Annotated in this window: 19 protein-coding genes; 11 read left to right on the forward strand and 8 right to left on the reverse strand. The window is 54.8% G+C overall.

Going from position 1 to position 20,996, the window contains the following annotated elements; genetic code table 11:
• Positions 1-2 precede the first annotated feature (2 nt).
• The 4 genes from AC50YL_RS24130 to AC50YL_RS24145 all read right to left on the reverse strand — a co-directional run bounded on the left by AC50YL_RS24130 (position 3) and on the right by AC50YL_RS24145 (position 3,643).
• The gene (locus AC50YL_RS24130; RefSeq protein WP_494835329.1) at positions 3-890 is read right to left on the reverse strand and encodes a carbohydrate ABC transporter permease; all 888 of its coding nucleotides are present in this window, start codon (positions 888-890) and stop codon (positions 3-5) included.
• A gap of 14 nt (positions 891-904) precedes the next feature.
• A complete protein-coding gene (locus AC50YL_RS24135) occupies positions 905-1,837 on the reverse strand; it encodes an ABC transporter permease (RefSeq protein WP_494835330.1) in 933 nt (310 codons plus the stop codon).
• Between the two features lie 81 nt (positions 1,838-1,918).
• A complete protein-coding gene (locus AC50YL_RS24140) occupies positions 1,919-2,737 on the reverse strand; it encodes a metallophosphoesterase family protein (RefSeq protein WP_494835331.1) in 819 nt (272 codons plus the stop codon).
• Positions 2,738-3,001: 264 nt separating this feature from the next.
• Positions 3,002-3,643 (reverse strand): GntR family transcriptional regulator, encoded by a 642-nt coding sequence (locus AC50YL_RS24145; protein WP_494835332.1) that lies wholly within the window; start codon positions 3,641-3,643, stop codon positions 3,002-3,004.
• Positions 3,644-4,045: 402 nt separating this feature from the next.
• Here AC50YL_RS24145 and AC50YL_RS24150 point away from each other — a divergent pair, with 402 nt between their 5' ends.
• From AC50YL_RS24150 to AC50YL_RS24190, 9 genes are all read left to right on the forward strand, one after another.
• Positions 4,046-5,152 carry a GntR family transcriptional regulator gene (locus AC50YL_RS24150; protein WP_494836005.1) on the forward strand — a complete coding sequence of 369 codons (1,107 nt, stop codon included), beginning with the start codon at positions 4,046-4,048 and terminating at the stop codon, positions 5,150-5,152.
• Between the two features lie 345 nt (positions 5,153-5,497).
• A complete protein-coding gene (locus tag AC50YL_RS24155) occupies positions 5,498-7,531 on the forward strand; it encodes an ABC transporter substrate-binding protein (protein ID WP_494835333.1) in 2,034 nt (677 codons plus the stop codon).
• Between the two features lie 69 nt (positions 7,532-7,600).
• Complete coding sequence (locus tag AC50YL_RS24160) at positions 7,601-8,596, forward strand: ABC transporter permease (RefSeq protein WP_494835334.1); 996 nt, start codon at positions 7,601-7,603, stop codon at positions 8,594-8,596.
• Positions 8,597-8,599: 3 nt separating this feature from the next.
• Positions 8,600-9,745: an ABC transporter permease gene (locus AC50YL_RS24165; protein WP_494835335.1), complete on the forward strand. Its 1,146-nt coding sequence runs from the start codon at positions 8,600-8,602 to the stop codon at positions 9,743-9,745.
• Positions 9,746-9,777: 32 nt separating this feature from the next.
• On the forward strand, positions 9,778-10,803 hold the full coding sequence (locus tag AC50YL_RS24170; RefSeq protein WP_494835336.1) for an ABC transporter ATP-binding protein: 1,026 nt from the start codon (positions 9,778-9,780) through the stop codon (positions 10,801-10,803).
• Positions 10,800-11,864: an ABC transporter ATP-binding protein gene (locus tag AC50YL_RS24175; protein WP_494835337.1), complete on the forward strand. Its 1,065-nt coding sequence runs from the start codon at positions 10,800-10,802 to the stop codon at positions 11,862-11,864. Before AC50YL_RS24170 ends, AC50YL_RS24175 begins: the two co-directional genes overlap by 4 nt.
• The gene (locus tag AC50YL_RS24180) at positions 11,861-12,670 is read left to right on the forward strand and encodes a hypothetical protein (protein ID WP_494835338.1); all 810 of its coding nucleotides are present in this window, start codon (positions 11,861-11,863) and stop codon (positions 12,668-12,670) included. Before AC50YL_RS24175 ends, AC50YL_RS24180 begins: the two co-directional genes overlap by 4 nt.
• A gap of 176 nt (positions 12,671-12,846) precedes the next feature.
• Positions 12,847-13,713 carry an alpha/beta fold hydrolase gene (locus AC50YL_RS24185; protein WP_494835340.1) on the forward strand — a complete coding sequence of 289 codons (867 nt, stop codon included), beginning with the start codon at positions 12,847-12,849 and terminating at the stop codon, positions 13,711-13,713.
• A gap of 4 nt (positions 13,714-13,717) precedes the next feature.
• A complete protein-coding gene (locus tag AC50YL_RS24190; protein WP_494835341.1) occupies positions 13,718-14,305 on the forward strand; it encodes a TetR/AcrR family transcriptional regulator in 588 nt (195 codons plus the stop codon).
• Between the two features lie 49 nt (positions 14,306-14,354).
• Here AC50YL_RS24190 and AC50YL_RS24195 read toward each other — a convergent pair whose 3' ends face one another.
• From AC50YL_RS24195 to AC50YL_RS24205, 3 genes are read right to left on the reverse strand one after another with little or no spacing between them, the layout of a single operon-like run.
• The gene (locus AC50YL_RS24195; protein WP_494835343.1) at positions 14,355-15,440 is read right to left on the reverse strand and encodes a GerAB/ArcD/ProY family transporter; all 1,086 of its coding nucleotides are present in this window, start codon (positions 15,438-15,440) and stop codon (positions 14,355-14,357) included.
• Positions 15,440-16,615 (reverse strand): Ger(x)C family spore germination protein, encoded by a 1,176-nt coding sequence (locus AC50YL_RS24200; RefSeq protein ID WP_494835344.1) that lies wholly within the window; start codon positions 16,613-16,615, stop codon positions 15,440-15,442. Before AC50YL_RS24200 ends, AC50YL_RS24195 begins: the two co-directional genes overlap by 1 nt.
• A complete protein-coding gene (locus tag AC50YL_RS24205; RefSeq protein WP_494835346.1) occupies positions 16,612-18,174 on the reverse strand; it encodes a spore germination protein in 1,563 nt (520 codons plus the stop codon). Before AC50YL_RS24205 ends, AC50YL_RS24200 begins: the two co-directional genes overlap by 4 nt.
• A gap of 234 nt (positions 18,175-18,408) precedes the next feature.
• Here AC50YL_RS24205 and AC50YL_RS24210 point away from each other — a divergent pair, with 234 nt between their 5' ends.
• A complete protein-coding gene (locus AC50YL_RS24210; RefSeq protein ID WP_494835348.1) occupies positions 18,409-19,239 on the forward strand; it encodes a sugar phosphate isomerase/epimerase family protein in 831 nt (276 codons plus the stop codon).
• A 69-nt stretch (positions 19,240-19,308) separates the two neighbouring features.
• Positions 19,309-19,752, forward strand: coding sequence for a cell wall hydrolase (locus AC50YL_RS24215; protein WP_494835349.1), 444 nt, complete (start codon positions 19,309-19,311; stop codon positions 19,750-19,752).
• Between the two features lie 160 nt (positions 19,753-19,912).
• Here the strand turns inward: AC50YL_RS24215 and AC50YL_RS24220 are convergent, their stop codons facing one another.
• Complete coding sequence (locus AC50YL_RS24220) at positions 19,913-20,656, reverse strand: SDR family oxidoreductase (RefSeq protein WP_494835350.1); 744 nt, start codon at positions 20,654-20,656, stop codon at positions 19,913-19,915.
• Positions 20,657-20,996 lie beyond the last annotated feature (340 nt).

The raw sequence follows: 20,996 nt of genomic DNA on the forward strand, positions 1-20,996 counted from the left end.
CCTTATCCTTTGACGGCGCCGATCGTGAGTCCCTTGACGAAATAGCGCTGGAAGAAGGGATACGCGATCAGAATCGGAACGATTCCGATAACCGCCATCGCCATTCGCAGCGTCTCTCTCGGGACGTCCGCCAATTCGACCGCATTCCCGCCGCCGAAATTGGTGCTTGTCAGAAAGTCGAAGTCGAGCAGAATCCGATTAAGCAGGTTTTGCAGACTGTACAGCTTGCTGTCCGTAATGTAGAGCATGCCGTTATACCAATCGTTCCAATAATGAATCATCTGAAATAGCCCGATGGTTGCCAGGATCGGCATCGACAGCGGCAGCACGATCTGAACGAACGTCCGGAATTCGCCGGCGCCGTCCATATGAGCCGATTCGATCACGGGTGCCGGGATCGACGTGGCGAAGAACGTCCGCATCATCATGACATAGAACGCGTTCATCAACAGACCCGGCACGATCAGCGCGAGCAGCGTGTTCTTCAGTTCGAACAGCTGCGTGTAGACCAAGTATTGCGGCACCAGGCCGCCATTGAGCAGCATGGTGAAGAACACGACGAACGACCAGAACCTGCCGAGAGGCATATCCTTGCGCGACAGCGGATAAGCCAGCAGCGCCGTAATGATCAGTGCGGCAACGGTTCCGATGACCGTGATGGCGATCGTAATGCCATAGGCGTGCAAAATCTGGTTAATGTCGTGAAACAAATAGCGATAGGCACCTAAGCTGAAGGCCTCCGGAAAGAAGGAATACCCGCGGTGAACGATCGACTGCTCGTCCGATACGGACGTGATGAGCAATAAAATGAACGGAAGCAGGCAGCATGCCGTTATGATGAGCAGCACGATGTGCACGAACCATGGCCAGATGGAGTTTTTCGTATTCATGCGAGCCACCCCTCTTAAAATAACGCATTGTCTTTGTTGATTTTTTTGACGACGAAGTTGGATGCGAGCACCAATAGGAAGCCAACCAGCGATTGATAAACGCCGGCTGCCGAGGACATGCCGACATCGCCTAGCGTCATCAGGGCACGGTAAACGTACGTATCGATGACGTTGGTCGTCGGTTGCAGCGCGCCCGCGTTCAGCGGCACTTGGTAGAACAGGCCGAAGTCGGAGTAGAAGATGCGGCCGATCTGCAGGAGGGTCATGATCGTAATAATCGGCACCAGGAGCGGGACCGTGATGCGCCTGATCTGCTGCCATTTGCCGGCTCCGTCGATCATCGCCGCCTCGTAATACTCGGGATCGATTCCGATAATCGTGGCCAAATAGATCACGCTCAAGGAGCCGGCGCTGATCCAGATATGGACGGCAATCAGAATATAGGGCCAAAAGCGAGGCTCGCTGTACCAGGAAATGTCCGGCAAGCCTAACAGCGGAAGGACGGATTTGTTCAAAAAGCCCGTATCCGTACTGAGCATCGCGAAGACGAGATAGCCGACGATGACCATCGAGATCAGATAAGGAAGCAGGATCACCGTCTGGTAGATGCGCGACAGCCACCGTTTCCTCACTTCATTCAGCAGAATCGCCACGGCGACCGGCACGACCATGTTCAAGCAGATGAAGGCGGCATTATATAGAATGGTGTTGCGGGTAATCAGGAGCGCATCGGACGTCTTGAACAAATACTCGAAGTTTTTGAACCCGATCCAGTCGCTGCCGAAGATGCCCTTGGTATAGTTATAGTCTTTGAACGCAATGATGACGCCGAACATCGGCAAGTAATTGTTGATCAAGAGGTAGAGAAGGCCCGGTATCATCATGAGACCTAGCGCGGTGTATCGCCGGGGACTTCGTAACCTTTTGCCGGCCGGTAGCAGCTTCATGTCGATTTTCCCTTCTTCATAATTACGATTGGTTGCGCTGCAGCCTGGGAGCAAGGTGCCGCTACGCCATTCTGGAGTATGCTAATCCGCGAAACGTGTCATTTCCACGCGGAAAAGCTCTTCGTTGGTGGTCGGCACGATAATCGTCTGAACGGTGGCCTGACGGTTCGTCACGGTGACGAGGTTATAGCTGCAGAAGTTGTGACCTGCGATCAGCCCGTCTCCGATCCTTTTCCCGACATAGGTAGACCCGGCCGCGGCTACATTGAGAATGCCGTCATAGTGCCCAACGTTGTTCGAGTGCACGTGGCCGGCGAAGACGCCGACAATATCTTGGCCGGTTTGGAGGACGCGGCTGACTTCTTGCGCATTCGTTAAGTTATACTTGGCCCCGATATCGACGATTTTCAGCATCGGATGGTGGAACGCAATGACGGTTCCTTGCGGCGCCGTTGTTTTCAGCTCCTCGGCCAGCCAATCCAACTGCTCCCGGTCGATGAGACCAAAACCGGTTTCCTCGCCGGGGACCTGCGAGGTAAGTCCGATGAGGCGCAATCCTCCGATCGTGGTCGAGTAGTAATACGGTTGCTCGGAAGGCGTCTCGCCCAGATAGCCTTCGCGGAAAGGCGAGCGATGGTCATGGTTGCCGAGCGTGACATAGACAGGCGTGTTAATGAGCGTAGAGCCTTCGTCCACGAGCTTGCGAATATAGGCATAATCCGTTACATTGCCTTCTTGCGCAAGATCGCCGGTAATGACGACAAAGGCGGGCTTGTATTCGGAAGCTTTCACGTCTTGAAAAATTTGCTTGACCTTGTCCGACATGCTGATGTCCCACGGCGATTGTCCGGGCGCATTCATGTGCGTGTCCGTCATATGAATGAACTGAATGGTTTCCATCGTGATTGCCTCCATTAATGGTTTCTAGTTGCTTCGACTTCTTACATGCATGATTATCTATCTTGTATGTAAGAAGAGTGTCAATGTGATTTATCGGTTTTGTAAATGGAGGAGGCGGAGACAAGCGGGCGGGTTAAGGGGATTAAGAACGGAGATCGTACGGAGAAAGTACGGAGAAAGTACGGAGAAAGAGCGGATAAAGAAAGGCGGGATGCAAAAGACCGTCCTCGGGGGGACGGTCTCAGTTTTTCCCATTTCGCACGATTACATGTATCGCACCAGCTCTTCGCGGTTGTTTTTCATGGCTTCCACGAACGCTTGCTTCGCGCCTGCAATGTTTCCCTGAATCAATCGGGCGTATACCTCGGAATAGAGCTTGCGGCTCGTATACGGGCGATTCGGACTGTTGACAGTACGGTACAAGACGACGAAATACAGAATCTTGTCCTTATACATATCGAAGGTTTGCAGGATGCACTGGTTGCGCGACGTCGCGAGCAGCGTCCGTACGAACAGGAGGCCGCTCTCGTAGTACTCGCGGTAGCGCTTTTGTTCGCTGGCTTCGATCAAGTCGTCCATGTAGCGCTTCATCGTCGGGAGAACTTCCTCATACTGCTGGGGCTCGATGGCATCCAGCACGTAGACGTACAATGCCGTCATAAGGTCGAACATGTCGTATAATTCCTTGATATCGATGCCTTTGACGAGAATGCCGCGTTTCTTGAGCGTTTCGACGAAGCCTTCGCGCGACAGCAAGGCCATGGCATCGCGAACCGGCGTCCGGCTCATGCTCATTTCCGTTGCGAGCTCGTTTTCGGACAGCAGGGTACCCGGCAAAAAGTCGCCGTTCAGCAGCTTTTGACGGATGTGGAGGTAGGCGGTTTCCACCAGAGGCGGATTAGACATAATGAAAGGCTCCTTATTCGTGATCTCTTATTGCTCGCGCGGGCGCCGACGATAGGAGCGCTTTCAATTGCCGAAGCCCTGCAAGGGCGGCAGTTGGAAGGGGCGCTGCGCGTTATCGTCGCCGCCGTTTCCTTTATGTTAAATACATACAAGAATTATTGCCCTTGTATGTAAGGAAGATATTATTGTTTTGTTAATGTATCGTAAATGCGTATATTTGGATTGCTGGACACCAGCTACATCATACCCGCATCTCCCGGGATAACGCAAAAAATCATGAAATGCATTTAAAATCAACGGCATACCCGATTTTATGTTAGTATACAACTGATATATCCGTATGAAGGGGTGAACCCAATGAAGTCCCGAGGCAGTAAACCAGAGGGAAAACCGTTGCTTTACATGGAGGTTGCCGGGAAAGTGAAAGAGGAGATCCGAAACCGGAAGCTCATGCCTCATGATCCGGTTCCCTCCGAAGGAGAATTGGCCCAGCTGTACGCGGTGAGCCGGATGACCACGAAGCTTGCGCTCGAAATGTTGGCAAAACAAGGGATCGTATACAGGCTTGCCCGCAGGGGGACGTTCGTGGCGGAGAGCTATCTGAACGGGGATGCGGAGCAAACGCCGGCCCAAGCGGCGGAAGCGTCTCCGCCGGCCAAGAGAAGGATCGCCATGATCTTCCCCAATCTGTACGATTATACGGCCAGAATCGTCGTTGCGGCGGAACGGGAAGCCCGAAAATCGAATTGTCATTTGCTCATCCGGATCTCGGCGGATAAAGAGGATGAAAGCAAGTGCCTGCAGGAGCTGTACGACGATGGCGTGGACGGCGTTATCTTGTATCCGCGGGGGCGGAAAACGTGCAGCGAGAAAGTGCTCGAACTGAATCTGTTGAAATACCCGCTTGTCATCATCGACCGCATATTTCGGGAACTGCACATCGATTGCGTTTATCATGATCATTATCAAGGCGCCTATCAGCTTGCCGAATACTTGATCGCCAATGGCCACAAGGAGATCGGCTACGTATCGATGTCGTTCGACGGGGTGACGAGCAGGGAGGACCGGTATAAAGGCTATTTGCAGGCGATGCTGGATCACAATCTGCCGATCAGCAGCCACAACATTTTCTTGCAATGCTCGGAGAATTATCTCGCCAACCTGAACGCGTCCAACCCGCAGCTGAAGACGTTTATCGAAAGCAATGCATCCTTAACGGCCGTGATGTGCGCCGACGACTATTTGGCGGCTTCCTGCCTTTATACGGCGCTGCATATGAACCGATCCGTACCCGAACAGCTGTCCGTCGTCGGTTTCTCCGATACCCATTTGGCCAGTCTGGTGCCCGTGCCGTTGACGACCGCCCGGCAGACGACGGAACAGCTCGCGCAAGCGGCGATTCAACTGGTAATCAAAAGAATGGACAATTCGAGAGAAGGGGCGATCACGATTAAAGTGAACACCTCGGTGATCGAACGCAGCTCCGTTCGCCGTATATCAATGGAATAAACCATCATTCCGCATCCTGAGAAAAGCATCCTCATTCGCCCGCTGATATTTGCTTGACGCATCTATCGCGAGTGAGTCAGGGTGCTTTTTTTTATGAGTTTTGAGGGGGCAAGCGGGAAAATAGATTTACAAAATCTACGTTTTTTACAAAACGCTCGTTTACAAAATCAATGCTTTGAAAGCAATTGAATATATCAATAGCATAGAATACGATTAAATTGATCTACTGATATGAAGCTGTTTGGGGGGAGGTCAACCTCAAGGTTAGGGGAAATAGAGTTGACGTTCCGACGTAAGCGAGGGAGTTACCATGAAAGGCAAACCAGAGAGAATGGAGAGTCTACTGTGAGAAAAAAACTAATGCAAGCAAGCGCGCTTTTACTGTTAACCTTTACGACCGTATTGGCGGGCTGTACGAACAACAACAACGGTGCAGCGAACAACGCCAACAAGTCCGATTCCGGGACGCCCAGCGCAAATGCGGCACCCGATTCCACGACGACAAACGCGAATGCGGCAACCGACTCCGCGGCGACTAGCGGAAGCACGGCAACCGCTGCCGGCTTCAAGCAAGCGCCGATGCTGGATTCGCTTGTCAAGGCGGGGACGATTCCTGCCGTCGATCAGCGTCTGCCGGTTAAGTCCGATATCATGATCGAGCCGGTCCAAGAGAAAACCGGCAAGTACGGCGGCGACTGGACCCAGTCCTGGAAAGGCCCCGACGATAAATGGGGACCCGAGATGATCTCGGAAGAACCGATGTTCCGCTTCAAGCAAGACGGCTCGGGCGTCGAGCCTAACGTAGCGAAGAGCTACGAAGTCAATCCGGATTCGACCGAGTACGTCATTCATTTGCGCGAAGGCATGAAATGGTCCGACGGCATGCCGTTTACGGCCGACGACGTCGTGTTCTACTGGGAGCACATGCTGGTTCCGGAAACGTTCGGCAAAGCGCTCTACGACTGCTATTATTCCGTCAATCCGGACACCGGAGAGAAGGAAAGAGCGGAAGTGACGAAGGTGGGCGATTACGCCGTCAAAGTCGCGTTCAAGCATCCTAGCGTGCAATTCCTGCAACGCCTCACGATCGACAACAAATGGTTCTTCGCGCCGGCTCATTACTACAAAACGGTCCTTCCGGAATTTATCGGGGATGACAAAGCGCTTGAAGTCGCCAAACAATACGGCTTCGCCGATGTCGCGACGCTGGGCAAAGAAACGGGCTACTATTACTGGCTGTACCCGCAGCGTCCGACGCTCCGCCCTTGGGTAGCGAAAAACGACGCCAACAGCGATCAATTCATCATGGAACGCAACCCGTATTTCTTCAAAACGGACTCGGAGGGGCAGCAGCTTCCTTACATCGACCGCCTCGTCTACAACAAAGTGCAAGACGCCAGCAATACGCTGATTCAGACGCTGGCCGGCGACGTGGTGGTGGCCGGAGCCGACTTCAAGGATTTCACGGTGCTCAAGGAAAACGAACAAAAGGGCGATTACCACGTGCTGCAATGGAAGACGCCGAACTGGTCCAGCACGGGCATTCAACTGAATCAGACGACCGAAGACCCTAAGCTCCGCGCATTGTTCCAGGATATCCGCTTCAGGCAGGCGCTCTCCGTGGCCGTTGACCGCAATCAAGTATCGGAAATCGTCACGAGCGGCATGGGCGTGCCGTCCCAAGCTTCGGTTCCGGATGGTCTTCCGTATCATCAAGACGGCTGGGACAAGCAGTGGACCGATTACGACAAGGCGGCCGCCGAGAAGCTCTTGGACGAAATCGGCTTGAAGTGGGACGCGAATCATACATACAGAACGTTCGCCGACGGCTCCAACCTGTCCATGCTGATGTACGAGAACAAGGGCGCCGACGACGAGAAGTTTATCGAGCTGGTCCGAAAATATTTCGACGAAATCGGCCTCAAAACGGAATTGAAAATCGTTGACGGTGGCGCCTATACCGATCTGACGTATGCCAACAAAATTCCAGTCTCGTTCAAGAACGTCTCGATTACCGACGTGTCGCTAAGACCCGACGAGCTCGTTCCGCTGCGCGTCATCACCCCTTGGTTCGGGATGTACGGCTTGTATACGTCCTCGAACGGCAAGGAAGGCGTGAAGCCGACCGGCGACGTGGCCAAGATTCTGGAAGACTGGGATAAGGTCAAAGCGGCCACGAGCAACGAGGACATTCAGAAGTGGTCGAACGAAATCGTCAAGCTTCATATGAAAAATCAATGGATCATCGGCTACACGAGCGCGACGCCGCCTCTCTTGGTCGTCAAAAACAACGTGAAGAACGTTCCCGAATCGCTCGTAAGCGCGGATGAATACAGAGGTATGGGCGTTGCCCATCCGGAACAATTCTATATCGAATAATTTGAGCCGCTTTAATAATGGGGGAGCTGTCCTCCCCCATTATTTTTGCGTCATGAAGAGAGGAACTACATGGCCAGCTACATCGTGCGCAGATTGATCCTGTTGATTCCTGTCGTGCTTTTGATTTCGATTCTTGTCTTTTTTATTATCCAGCTTCCCCCCGGCGATTTCGTCAGCGACTATGCGGCCAAGATGATGTCAAGCGGCGAGGTGCTGGACGCGCAGCAGCTGCAGGAGCTGAGGGCAACGTACGGCTTGGACCAGCCCTGGTACGTCCAATACTTCAAATGGATGTGGGGGATCGTCAGCCATGGGGATTTCGGCTATTCGCTAAGCTTCAGCCGCCCGGTTGCCTCGATTATCGGCCAATACATGGGGCTTACCGTGGTTATCTCCATCGTTTCCATGCTGTTTACGTACGTGGTGTCCATCCCGATCGGCATCTATAGCGCGGTCAAGCAATACTCCATCGGCGATTATCTGTTTACGACCATCGGCTTTTTGGGCATGGCGACGCCCAACTTTTTGCTTGCGATTATCTTGATGTATTTTTCCTACGTGTACATCGGCGATCCGATGCTGGGCTTGTTCTCGCCCGAATTCGTGGACAAAGCCTGGTCCTTCGCCAAATTCGCGGATTTTCTCAAACACATGATCATTCCGATCGTCGTCATCGGCATGTCGAGCACCTGCGATTTGATTCGTATCATGAGAGCGCAGATGCTGGACGAGATGGACAAGCCTTATATGTTGACCGCGCGGGCGAAAGGGCTGTCGGAGAAAAAAATCATTCTCAAATACCCGGTGCGGGCCGCGATCAATCCGATCGTCAGCACGATCGGCTGGTCGCTCACCTCTATTTTCACCGGCTCTACGATTACCGCGATCGTTCTGAATCTGCCTACGCAGGGGCCGATCATGTACCAGGCCTTATTAAAGCAGGACATGTATCTGGCCGGCACTTGGCTGCTGTTCATGGCGGTGTGCATCGTTTTGGGAACGTTGATTTCGGACATCTTGCTTGTCTGGCTCGACCCCCGAATTCGCATGAGAAAAGGAATGTGACGGATGAAGACGCAACTACGCGGCACAACCTTATGGTCGAAGCTGTTCGCAGCGGGAAAGAAAGAGGATGCGCATTACGCGGCCTCGCATTGGCGGCTCATGGCCAGGAAATTGATGAAGCACAAGCTGGCCCGGGTCAGCCTTTATGTATTGGCTTTTATGTATCTGTTGGCATTGTTCGGAAATATCATCGCTCCGCAAGGGTTGGACAGCTACGACAGCGACAACATCAACAGCCGACCGTCGAAAATCCATTTCGTAGATTCGGAGGGCCAATTCCATTGGACTCCTTTCGTATACGGGCTCAAATCCGAACGGGACAAAGTGACGCTGCGCAAGAAATTCGTGGAGGATCCGTCGCAAAGATATCCGATACAATGGTTCGTCAAGGGAACGGAATACAAATTCCTGGGGCTCATCCCGGCCAACGTGCATCTGTTCGGCGTCGATGATCCCGGTCGTATTTTCATCTTCGGCACGGACGCGATGGGAAGGGACGAGTTCTCCCGGATCGTGCTCGGCAGCCAGGTTTCGTTAACCATCCCGCTCGTCGGAGTCGGCATCACCTTCGTACTCGGCTTGTTGATCGGCGGCATCTCGGGCTATTTCGGCGGCATCGTCGACAGCATCATTCAACGGTTCATCGATGTCATCCGTTCCTTCCCGACGCTTCCGTTGTGGATGGCGCTGTCCGCGGCGATTCCGCCCAAGGTGCCGATCGTGCAGATGTTCCTGTACATTACGATCATTCTGGCGTTTATCGAGTGGACGGGACTGGCCCGGGTCGTGCGCAGCAAATTCATGGCCCTGAAAAACGAAGATTACATCATGTCCGCGAGAATTTCCGGCGTAAGCAGCGCGAGAATCATCGGCGTTCATCTGATCCCGGGATTTTTGAGCTACTTGGTCGTGTCGATGACGCTGTCCATCCCGTCGATGATTATCGGCGAAACGGCGATGAGCTTCCTCGGACTGGGCATTCGTTCGCCGGCCGCAAGCTGGGGCGTCCTGCTCCAGGAGGCGCAGCAGATGGAAAGCGTGGCCTTGTATCCGTGGAAATTGATTCCGCTCGGCTTCGTCGTCATCACCGTGCTGGCGTTCAACTTTCTGGGCGACGGCTTGCGCGATGCGGCCGACCCGTACAAATAAGCAGCGTTGTTCGCTGGGAGAGGAAGATCGCAATGGCGGAAACGTTAGCGGAAAATCAGTCGCAAACGCTGCTTCACGTAGAAGAATTAAAGGTTCATTTTCCGACGGACCGCGGTCTGATGAAGGCCGTGAACGGCGTCAGCTTCCGGGTTGCCCGAGGGAAGACGCTGGGCATCGTCGGCGAATCCGGCTGCGGCAAAAGCATCACCGGCAAGGCGATTCTGGGCATCCAGCCGAAACAAACCGTTCTCTCGGGGGCGATCAGGCTCGGAGACGTCGATTTGGCCAAGCTCAAACGGAACGGAGCGGAGATCCGGGCTATCCGGGGCAGCAAGATCGCGATGATCTTTCAAGAGCCGATGGCGGCCTTCTCGCCGCTCTATACGATCGGCAACCAGATCATGGAGTCGATCCTGCTGCACCGCACCAAAAATAAAAAAGAAGCGAAACGGCTGACGATCGACATCTTGCGGCGCGTCGGCATTTCGAATCCCGATAAACGGTTCGATCAATACCCGCACGAGTTTTCCGGCGGCATGATGCAAAGGGCGATGATCGCCATGGCGCTGTCCTGCGGACCCGAGCTGCTGATCGCCGACGAGCCGACGACGGCGCTCGACGTGACGATACAGGCGCAGGTGCTTGAATTGATGAAGCAATTGCAGCGGGAGCTCGGCATGGCGATCGTGTTTATCACGCACGACCTGGGCATCGTGGCGGAGATGTGCGACGAAGTCGCCGTCATGTATCTGGGCAAAGTCGTCGAGCAAGGGACGGTGAAAGACATCTTTCATCATGCGAGGCATCCCTATACGAAGGGGCTGCTGCGCTCGATTCCGTCGATTCACGACAGCAAGGAGCGCTTGGAGTCGATCGAAGGCACGGTGCCCATTCCCCTGAACATGCCGCCGATGTGCGGATTCTACGACCGCTGCAAGGACCGGATCCCGGGCGTATGCGACCAGCGGGACGTGCCGCGGACGCAGTTGTCCGAGACGCACGCGGTGAGCTGTTTTCTGTATGACGAGCAGCCGAGCGGGGAGGGGGGAAGGTCATGACGGAACGACCGGTTATCGAGGTCGACAAGCTGATCAAGGAGTATCCCGCACAGGAAGGCGCAGGACTGTTCCGAAAAAAATCCGCGGCGGTCAAGGCCGTATCGGACGTATCCTTCACCCTTATGGAAGGGGAAACGTTCAGTCTCGTGGGCGAGTCGGGCTGCGGGAAGACGACGCTCGGGAGATGCGTGGCCAGAGGCATCGACGTCACGTCCGGCCAAGTGTTCTACTATGGCGAAGACGGCACGAAAATCGATTTCATGCAAGCCCGGAAGGAAGAATACAAGGCGGTACGCCAAAACATTCAAATGATTTTCCAGGATCCGTATTCTTCCCTGAATCCGCGGATGACCGTGTACGATATTATCGGCGAGCCGTTAAAGGCTTCCGGACTGACGAAATCGGAAATCGACGATCGCGTGGTGGAGATGGCGCAGCAGACGGGATTGAACGCGAGCTTCTTGAGGCGTTACCCGCATGCGTTCTCGGGCGGGCAGCGGCAGCGGATCGGCATCGCCAGGGCGCTCATCACTAAACCGAAAGTCATCGTATGCGACGAAGCCGTGTCGGCGCTGGACGTGTCGATTCAGGCGCAAATCATTAACCTGCTGAAAGATCTGCAGCGGCAATACGGCATGTCGTATCTGTTCATCTCGCACGATCTGTCCGTCGTCAAGCATATTTCCGACCGGATCGCCGTGATGTATTTGGGCAGAATCATCGAGCTGGCCTCGACCGATGCTTTGTTCGGCAGGCCGATGCATCCGTATACGGAGGCGCTGCTGTCGTCGGTGCCCGATCCCAACCCGGACATCAAGACAGAGCGGATCGTCCTGCAGGGAGAGGTTCCGAATCCGGCCAACCCGCCTTCGGGCTGCCATTTTCACCCGAGATGCGCGTACAAGACGGCCGTGTGCGAACGGGATGCGCCGGCATTGCGGGACATCGGCGGCGGACGGATGGCAGCCTGTCATCGCGCCGACGAGCTGAACCTCAAAGGAATAACGGGAGGCTTGCCCGTCACGCATACGCTAGGAACGAATGGAGAAGCAGAAGAATGAGCGAGAAAAAGCTGATTATCTTTCTGGACAGCGGCGACACGATTATCGACGAAGCAACGGAAATCCGAGATGCGGAGGATGTCGTGCTGCGCGCAAACATCCCCGTGGAACGGTTAAACGAAGGCTTGGAATCGGGCGTATCCGAGAAAAGCCCCCGCTGGGAGACCGCGCTTCGGATGGCCCCGCTGCTGTACCTGGACCGCAGGGAACCGTTTCGTCCCATTCGGGCGGGAATTTCGGTCTACGAGCATTCCGCGCCGTCCCTATCGTTTGACCGGGACATTATCGTGAATCCGGAAACCGTAAGCTGCGTCATCGAATATGCGATTTATTGGGATTACGACATCCAGCATGTCTACGACCTGGAGCATGTCTGGGTCTATGTCGGCCACGATGGAGACGTCATATCCAGCGAAGCCAGCTTCCACGGCCGCTACCTGCTGGGCATGCTTCGCGATCGGAGTAACATAACGGACGATGGGCGAGTCCGATTGTTCGTGCAGCCCGGCAAGCATGCCCTGTCGCCCATGGAAGAGATCTTCCGCTTGCTTCCGAACGCGGAATCCTGCTGCATGGAGGAAGCCGGAGACGGCGGCGTATTGGAGCCGGGCATGTTCAAGGGGCAGTTCAAATCCGGTGCCGGCATCGACAAGCTTGCAGAAGAACGGCTTCGCTCCTACGGTTTCCGGCCGGCCTTCGAATACTTGCCTTACGAATGGGAACCGGATGCTTTCGTTCCTTGGGGCGAACTTCGAGCGGAAATACCGGTGCGCCTAAGAGCGATTCTTGCGACATTGTCCGATTGATCGATACCGCCGAATAGGATAGTTAGAACGGAACAGACTCCACGATCACGATCAGTGGGGTCTTTTTGCGATGATAGGGTAATGTAACGCTTCAGTAAAGAAGCCGTTGACAAATGATGTTTTCTCTCTTATTATTTTATTGACTGATTAAGTCAATCAAAATGGAGGTCGAAAAAATGCCAACCACCATGGGTGTGTCCCACAAGCAAGGCGTGTTTCAGCAATGCGAGGTCGTGTCGAGCGACCGCACGCGAATCGGATACAGATCGATCGGCAAAGGTCCCGGAATTATACTCGTTCATGGCGCGTTAAGGGATTCGGACGATTATACCCGCTTAGCCCTTGCGCTTGCTCCCTCCTTTACCGTTTACCTCATGGATCGAAGAGGCCGGGGCATAAGTGGACCTCAAGGTCCGAAGTATGCTATGAATAAAGAGTGCGAAGACGTGCAGGCCATCCGCGCCGCGACGGGCGCCGACTATTTGATCGGACACAGCTATGGCGGGCTTGTCTCGCTGGAGCTGGCCAGGATGGACGCTTCGATCGCCAAAGTAGCGGTATATGAGCCCGGCGTTTTGCTTAAACCGATGGATGACGCGTGGATGCACCGTTATGAGCAGGCGATGCTTAAGAACGATAGACGCGGAGCTTTCGCGCATTTCGTGAGAGGGATGGACCAAACTCCGCTTACGCGGCTCCCCTATTGGTATGCAAAGCTTATCTTGACGATCATGATACGCGGAGACCGCTGGCGTAAAATCGGGCGCTTGCTTCCGCAAAATTTACAGGAGCACCGCGAGGTGCAGCGACTCGCTTCATCCTATCCGCATTACGACAGTATCCATGCGGCCGCGTTGTTGCTTCAAGGCGGCAAGAGTTCGGATTCGACGAAGCAAATGATGGCGGAATTGAACCGAACGATCGCCCGGTCGACCGTGGAAACCGTGGACGGTTTGGATCATTTTGGACCGGAGAACGACGGCGGACCTGACCGTATCGCGAGTCTGCTTACCCACTTTTTTCTTAGTCCCGAAGGAGTTTGAATACATGCCGCGTTTAAAGGAAGAGCAGCTTCAAAAAATTTACGAAGAACGCAAACGGCAGATTACGTTGGCCGCGGTCAAAATTTTTGCCCAGCGCGGCCTTCCCGGTACGAAGATCAGCATGATAACCGCGGAAGCGGGCGTGAGCCACGGACTGTTCTACCATTATTTCAAAACGAAGGAAGAGCTGTTCGTCTCCCTCGTCCGGGAAGCGGTCGAAACCTCGATGTTGGAAATCGATAATTTGAGCCGGTTGGCGGGATCGCCGATCGAAAAGATCAAACTGCTGACCCAGAGCATGCTGGACGAGAGCGGGGCGCCGTATTTTATGCTGCTCCATCGGGCACGGAATTTCGAAGAGGTTCCCGAGGAAGTCAGCCAACTGATTCAGAACTATCCGATCGAGGCCTACGTTAAACGGTTGCGGCCTTTATTCGAGGAAGGACAGCAAAAAGGGGAGGTCGCGGACGGAGATCCGGAGGAATTAATCGCCGGCTACCTTACGATCCTTTCCGGCGTGATGGTTCTAGGCAAAGGATATGCGACTCCCCAAGCGGATTGGCTGCTGCGATTCGTCGAGAAACGATCATAACAACGGCTATAGGGAGCTATGGAGCAATTGATGAGTTTTTGCGGTTAGGCTAATGCGAAAGGGCTCTTTTGCGCAGCGAACCGACCGTCCACAATAGCAACGGAATGCCCACGAGACTGATCGGATAGATCACCGCCAGCCAAAATTTCGTGTAGATCATCTCAATGTCGAAGTTTCGCGGCAGCAGCGAAATGACGAAAACCATGGGCGCGATGAACCAAATCGTGGATTTCCACCGCTTAACGCCAAAAAATTGCGCGCTGCCGTAGCTGGTAACGAACAAATACAGGGAGAGCTTAATGAAGATCGCGACGATCCAAAGCAAGACGGCCAGCACGTCGATGTTTTGGATGAATTCCATGACCGAGATGTACGTGACGGCCGAATAAAGCGGGTAAATCAAACGGGCGGGTATATTCGGACCGAAGGTCATGACCACGATCAAGGTCATGGCCAACACGGCGGCCGAAGCGGCCGCGACCCCGAGCAAGGCGGAGATCTGCGCGCGCTGGGGCTTGGACATGAACGCGATCAACATGACCACGATGAAGGATTCTCCGAGGAAGGAAGCGGGGAGCAAGCTTCCTTTCGCGATGGGCACCAAGCCCGTGTTCGCGTATACCGGCAGCAATCGCAGCCAATTCCAATCGTTCACGCTGAAAATAATGATGAGCAGGCTGCCGACGACGCTGATCGGACCGATAATCTCGCCGCAGCGTCCGATGCCTCGCAAGCCTCCGGAGCAGGTGACATAGACGCTGGCGCCCAGCATGACGAGAATCACGATCCATAATGGCGTCGAAGTGAACAAGGCCAAGTAAACGAAATCCGCATATTCCCTTAAGATGATTCCGGTCAAGGAAACCCAGGTCGCAAGATAGGACACGAGCATGATTTTTCCCAGCCATTTTCCGAGAATGACCTGACTGTATTGGATAAAGGTTTGGCCCGGGTAGAGAAGGCTCAGCCTGACGGCAACGAAGGTCGTGAACAAGCTGATCAGGGCTGCCAAGATCGTGGACAGCCAGGCGTCTTGCTTGGCAACGGCGATGGGCAGGGAGATGGTGAACAGTGCCGTCATCCCGAAAGCCATCGTGAAAATCAGCCAAAATAGTTGATAGCCGGAGATTTTCATTATTTTATCTCGCTTTCCCTAAATTGAAGCGGCGGGCCGACCAGGCCGAAGTATTTCAAATTCACGTTTACGTTCACCGTGACTTCTATACCCGGAAAGATATGATCCCACTGTCCTTTTAATCGTTTCCATTCGCTTGGATGCTGCCGATTCAAGGTCTGAATGAAACCGAAGACATCCGTGCCGTATTGTTTTTGAACCTTATCGATCATCGCGGACACGTGCTCGCTTGTCTTTTTGTTGACGGCGTCCTGCGCCAGCGTCAAATTTTTCAGATCCCGGAAGTCCAGGCTGGTATGGTTCTCGACGATCTGCCCGAGTCCGCTCAGCTCGATCCTCATCTTCACTTTATGATCCGGCGTTACGCTGCTCTTAACCTTGCCGCCGAATCTCGAGATCACCACGCCAACGCTCCCGCCTGCTCCGGGGACCTCCTCCGCTAAGTCGAGGTAAGAGATCTTATTGAGTATCCACTGCCGATAAGCGCCTTCGACGAAATTCAAATACCCGACTAACCGATAATCGCGGTTGAAAATAGCGCGCCCGTAAAATCGGATCGTTTTTTGCGGGGAGTCGCCCTTTACGATGTCGACGACGGGCAAAGTGGGGCTTTCGCCTTCGGAGCTGGACGCCATCAAATAGTCGAGATAGGTCGTGCCCGTAGCCCCTCCGACCGCTTTATGTATTTTGAACGGCGCGACGGCGGGGATCTTCTCCAGCGGGTAGGGCACTTCCAGCGCTTGCAGGCCGGTCCCCCCTTTGACCACCCACATGTCCAGCCGGATGCGATTGCCCGGATCCCGGCTAAATGCATCCAGCATATCCTTGATTCCGTTCTTCGCCAGGCTCTCCCCGATGTAATAATTGCGCCGATGACCGCGGGTGATGACCCTGGAAAGCTTTTGCCGCATCTTTTGGATGGCTTCCAGCCCGGATTGGCCGCTGCCCGTTTCAATAAAATAAGACCTGCTGCCGCCGGAGCCGCCTTTCGGGCTCTCTTCCATTCGGGAAGGGTTAATGAACTGCCCCGCGATCAAATACGTTCCGTTCTCCTTCAGATCGGCCGATGCGGCAAGGTCGAATACGCGATCCGAAATTTCCGTGCGGTCCCAGCAGCCCGTAATCAACGCGATGCAGAGTATCCATGCAACAACAACCGCCGGGCGATGGTTCATGACGCTTCGTCTCCTTGGCTCCCGCCAGGTTGTTGCCCTTTGGGAATGCGTACATGGCGTCTGGCGGAACCCGACAGCGGCAGCGTATGCATCTTCCACCATGGCGCGCGGATCAAGACGTCCTTGAGCTCGCTTCTTGTCAATGGCGCGATCGGGCTCAAGTAGGGGACGCCGAACGACTCCAGATTCGTCAGGTGGATGAGCAGGAACAACGATGCCATCGTCACCCCGTACAAGCCGAACATGCCCGAACACACGAGCATCGGAAAACGGAGCAGCCGAAACGCCATTCCCATGCTGTATCTCGGGGTGATGAGCGAAGCGATTCCCGTCAGCGATACGACGATGACGATCGGAGCCGAGATGATCCCTGCCTGGACGGCGGCTTGTCCGATCACGAGCGCCCCGACGATGCTGATCGCCGAACCGTTCGGCCGCGGCATGCGCAGCCCGGCTTCGCGCAGGCCCTCGAATAGAAATTCGATCAACAAGGCCTCGATGACGGCCGGAAAGGGGACGCCTTCCCGGGCGGAGGTGATGCTGATCAAGAAATTCGTCGGCAGCAATTGCGGATGAAACGTGGAGATTGCCACGTAGATAGAGGGCAAATAGAGCGAAGTGGTGATCAGGATCATCCGCAGCCAGCGAATGACGGTCGCGTACATGAATCGCTCGTAATAATCGTCGGCGGATTGAAACGCGTTCCAAAACGTGCACGGGACGATCAGCACGAAAGGCGTGCCGTCGATGAACAGCGCGACTTTCCTTTCCGCAAGGCATGAAGCCACGATATCCGGGCGTTCGGTATTCTGGACTTGCGGGAAAAACGTGAACGGATGATCCTCGATAAATTCCTCGACGAAAGCCCCGTCCAGCACCGTATCGATCTCGATTTGCGAGATGCGCCTGCGCACTTCTTCCAGCACCGAGGCTTGGACGATCCCTTCGATATAAGCGATCACGATCGTGGTTTTGGAGAGACGCCCGATGGTCATGGACTCCATTTTTAGTTTGGGACTGTGGAGCTTTCTTCGAAGCATGCCGGTGTTCACGTTGAGGCATTCCGTAAAGCCCTCTTTCGGCCCGCGAACGGTCGTCTCGCTCGAGGGCTCTTCGACGGCCCGCTGCTCGAAGCCGTTCAATTCCGCGGTCACGGCTTGCGCGGAGCCGTCCGAGAGGATCACGACATTGCCGGACAAAATGCTTTGCACGACCTCGTCCATGGTCTCCGCCGTTTTGGTTTTCGCGATGGAGACCAGCCGTTGCTCCAACATCAGTTCCGCTGCGTTCAACTCGCCCAATCCGGGACGGGGAGCTTCCAGCATCCATGGCTTCAGCAATACGGCATCCAAGGTTTTGGTATCCACCAGGCCGTCCAAATAAACCAATAAAATAGGGATTTGTCCGAAAATATGCGTACGCCGAAAGACAATATCATAGCAATGGGCGAAATAACCGCCGATAAGGCGTTCGTTCTCCGCCAAGGATTCGCTAATCGGATCATGGATGGCTTGTTCGGGAGCGGTATTGCCAGAACTTGAATGTTGCGCAGCCGACACGGCATTCCACCTCCAAGAGAACGTTAACGACATGAATAAGCAATGAATGGCGATTATTGGCAATGCGGTTATCATCTCTCCATTCATTTTGGATTATGCATCGACTGGCAGGCGGGAGCTCCGCGCCGCCTTCGCCGCAGGCTCGGATTGTCGATCCGCAGCGCCGGCAGCAGGAGAATGAAGGCTCTGATTCGAACAAGAATGGAGACGACTACAATTTAAGGGGGAGTTCGCATGACGGTTGGCCTGCTGGCCCATCTGCTGGGGACGTTGCCGTATCGACAATTGGCGGGGAAGGCAGCGGAACAAGGCATGGATTACGTGCAGCTTGCGCTGTCCAAGGCAATCTCGGACGTGGATTTCTCGCTCGGCCGCTTGAGCCCGGGACTAGCCGACGAGATAGGCGGCACCTTCGCGGAGCATCGCGTCGGCATTGCGGTTCTGGGGTGCTACGCCAGCTTGATCGAGCTGGACGACGATCGGTTCCGGCATAATGTCGACCGGTTCAAGGAGCATTTGCGGCATGCGCGGCATTTCGGCGCGCCGATCGTGGCGACCGAGGTAGGCGTGCCTCAAGATGCTGCCCGCCATGACGCATATGAGGAACGGCTGAACCGCGCATTGGAGGAATTGGTGGAGGAAGCGGAGCGGTGGGGAGTCACGATCGGATTGGAAGCGGCGCAAGGACATTTGATCGCCTCGGCGGATGCGCTGGCAGCGACGTTGGAACGATTCCCTTCCTCCTGCCTCGGCGTCGTGCTGGATCCTTGCAATTTGCTGCATGCAGGTACGCTTCGCGATCAGGACGAGGTGATCCGAGAAGCTTTCCGCCTGCTCGGGCCGCGTATCGTGAGCGCGCATGCGAAGGACTTGAAGCTGGGGGAGAACGGGGAGGTTACGGGTACGGCGGCCGGAGTCGGCGATTTGAATTATCCGTTGTTCTGGCAATTGCTCGAGCGTCACAAGCCGCGCGGCTTCGTCACGCTTGAAGACGTGCATCCGGAACAACTGGCAGCCGCCGCCCGTTTCGTTCGCGAAGGCCGGGCGGCTGCCGTACGGCGATAACGCAGCGCGGAGTAACATATGCGCTTCACCTACAATATGATGAGTCTAGAAATCTAAAGAGGTGAGCCAATGGGAGTCGTAAAAGCCAGGAAACAGGATATCGATATGTTGGCAAGGTTGCTTCGGGCCGAAGCGGAGACCGAAGGCGAGATGGGCATGCTCCTCGTCGGAAATGTCGGCATTAACCGAATAAGAGCGAACTGCTCCGATTTTAAAGGACTCCGGACGATTCCTCAAATGATCAACCAGGCGCATGCGTTCGAAGCGCTGCAGCATGGATTGTACTATCAGGGCGCAAGAGAGAGGGAACGCCGCCTGGCGCAACGGGCCGTGAACGGGGAACGGAATTGGCCGGCCAAATTCTCCCTTTGGTATTTCCGTCCGGGGTCGTTCGATAATCCGGGACCCTGTCCGCCGACGTGGTATGATCAGCCGTTCGCAGGACGATGGAAGAAGCACTGTTTTTATGAACCGACCGGGCAAGAATGCGAAAATGTATACAACACGTTTTAACGGCATAAACGAAATGCCGGATGAAACGAATAGGATGTCATGAATGGCCGCGTAAATCGCGGCTTTTTTTGCGTAAACTCGAAAGTCCGCAGAGGCATGCATGCGCAGCCGTAAAAGTCATCCGGCGAAAGAACGAAGGAACGGCTGCGGTCGTCCGCGATCAGATGAACCCGCCATTGACGCGGATCGTCTGCCCCGAGATCCATCCGGAGTCCGGGCCGGCCAGGAAGAGCACGACTTTCGAGATATCCTCGGTCTCGGCGAGGCGGCCGAAGGAGTTCATGCTGCCGACGCGCGTGATTTCCTCCTGCGTTTTGCCGGCCGTGAACAGCTCGGTGTTGATCGGTCCCGGCGCCACGGTGTTGATCGAGATACCCTGCGGACCCAGCTCCTTAGCCAACTGGCGGCCGAACTGCTCCACGGCGGCCTTGGCTCCGACGTACGCGCTGTAGGTCGGAAACATCTGGCCGACGACCGAGGTCGAGAAATTGATGATTCGTCCGCCCTGGCCCATATGCTTCGCCGCCTGTTGGATCGCGAAGAAGGTTCCTTTCGCATTGATCGCGAACGTTCTGTCGAAGTCTTCCTCCGTGATGGCCGCGAGCGGCTTCGTGATCATGATGCCGGCGTTGTTGAGCAGGATGTCGATCCGTCCGTAGGCCTCGATCGTCTCCCGGAACAGCCGCTCGACCTCCGATACGCTGCTGACATCGGCTTGAATCGCGAGCGCTTCCCCTCCGCGCTGTTTGATTCCGCTCACGACCTGCTCCGCTTTCTCCGGGCTGCTCGCATAATTGACGACGACCTTCGCGCCGTGCAGCGCCAGCAGCTCCGCCATGTCCTTCCCGAGCCCTCTCGATGCGCCGGTCACCAGCGCGACTTTTCCCGTTAATTGCTCGTTCATTGTTTGTTCCTCCTCATCGATAATTGGATTATTGCCGCAAACGTGAACGGTCGAGCTGCTAACCCATAGCAGCAGTCCGGATCGCCGGGCTCTCGGCCGCGGGGGAAGCTTCCATGACGAGAATGGCTGAAAGGCCGGGTTGCGTCATGGTTAACATCCCCTTTCTTCGATGATTTGATTATATACAAACGACGATCAAATATCAAGTGACAGATATTATTATTTGTCATTTAAAATTGGAACAGGCGAATTCCGCCCGTATAACGGCAAAAATCCTTCCGATTCGCATCGGGAGGATTCGCAAGTTCGCGCCCATGGGGGCATATATGTCTGCATGCAT

This window comes from Paenibacillus sp. J22P277, assembly GCF_059383675.1.

Coding starts and splice junctions, on each gene's coding strand:
- AC50YL_RS24130 (WP_494835329.1), bottom strand. CDS start 890: ATGAATACGAAAAACTCCATCTGGCCATGGTTCGTGCACATCGTGCTG.
- AC50YL_RS24135 (WP_494835330.1), bottom strand. CDS start 1,837: ATGAAGCTGCTACCGGCCGGCAAAAGGTTACGAAGTCCCCGGCGATAC.
- AC50YL_RS24140 (WP_494835331.1), bottom strand. CDS start 2,737: ATGGAAACCATTCAGTTCATTCATATGACGGACACGCACATGAATGCG.
- AC50YL_RS24145 (WP_494835332.1), bottom strand. CDS start 3,643: ATGTCTAATCCGCCTCTGGTGGAAACCGCCTACCTCCACATCCGTCAA.
- AC50YL_RS24150 (WP_494836005.1), top strand. CDS start 4,046: ATGGAGGTTGCCGGGAAAGTGAAAGAGGAGATCCGAAACCGGAAGCTC.
- AC50YL_RS24160 (WP_494835334.1), top strand. CDS start 7,601: ATGGCCAGCTACATCGTGCGCAGATTGATCCTGTTGATTCCTGTCGTG.
- AC50YL_RS24165 (WP_494835335.1), top strand. CDS start 8,600: ATGAAGACGCAACTACGCGGCACAACCTTATGGTCGAAGCTGTTCGCA.
- AC50YL_RS24170 (WP_494835336.1), top strand. CDS start 9,778: ATGGCGGAAACGTTAGCGGAAAATCAGTCGCAAACGCTGCTTCACGTA.
- AC50YL_RS24175 (WP_494835337.1), top strand. CDS start 10,800: ATGACGGAACGACCGGTTATCGAGGTCGACAAGCTGATCAAGGAGTAT.
- AC50YL_RS24180 (WP_494835338.1), top strand. CDS start 11,861: ATGAGCGAGAAAAAGCTGATTATCTTTCTGGACAGCGGCGACACGATT.
- AC50YL_RS24185 (WP_494835340.1), top strand. CDS start 12,847: ATGCCAACCACCATGGGTGTGTCCCACAAGCAAGGCGTGTTTCAGCAA.
- AC50YL_RS24190 (WP_494835341.1), top strand. CDS start 13,718: ATGCCGCGTTTAAAGGAAGAGCAGCTTCAAAAAATTTACGAAGAACGC.
- AC50YL_RS24195 (WP_494835343.1), bottom strand. CDS start 15,440: ATGAAAATCTCCGGCTATCAACTATTTTGGCTGATTTTCACGATGGCT.
- AC50YL_RS24200 (WP_494835344.1), bottom strand. CDS start 16,615: ATGAACCATCGCCCGGCGGTTGTTGTTGCATGGATACTCTGCATCGCG.
- AC50YL_RS24210 (WP_494835348.1), top strand. CDS start 18,409: ATGACGGTTGGCCTGCTGGCCCATCTGCTGGGGACGTTGCCGTATCGA.
- AC50YL_RS24215 (WP_494835349.1), top strand. CDS start 19,309: ATGGGAGTCGTAAAAGCCAGGAAACAGGATATCGATATGTTGGCAAGG.
- AC50YL_RS24220 (WP_494835350.1), bottom strand. CDS start 20,656: ATGAACGAGCAATTAACGGGAAAAGTCGCGCTGGTGACCGGCGCATCG.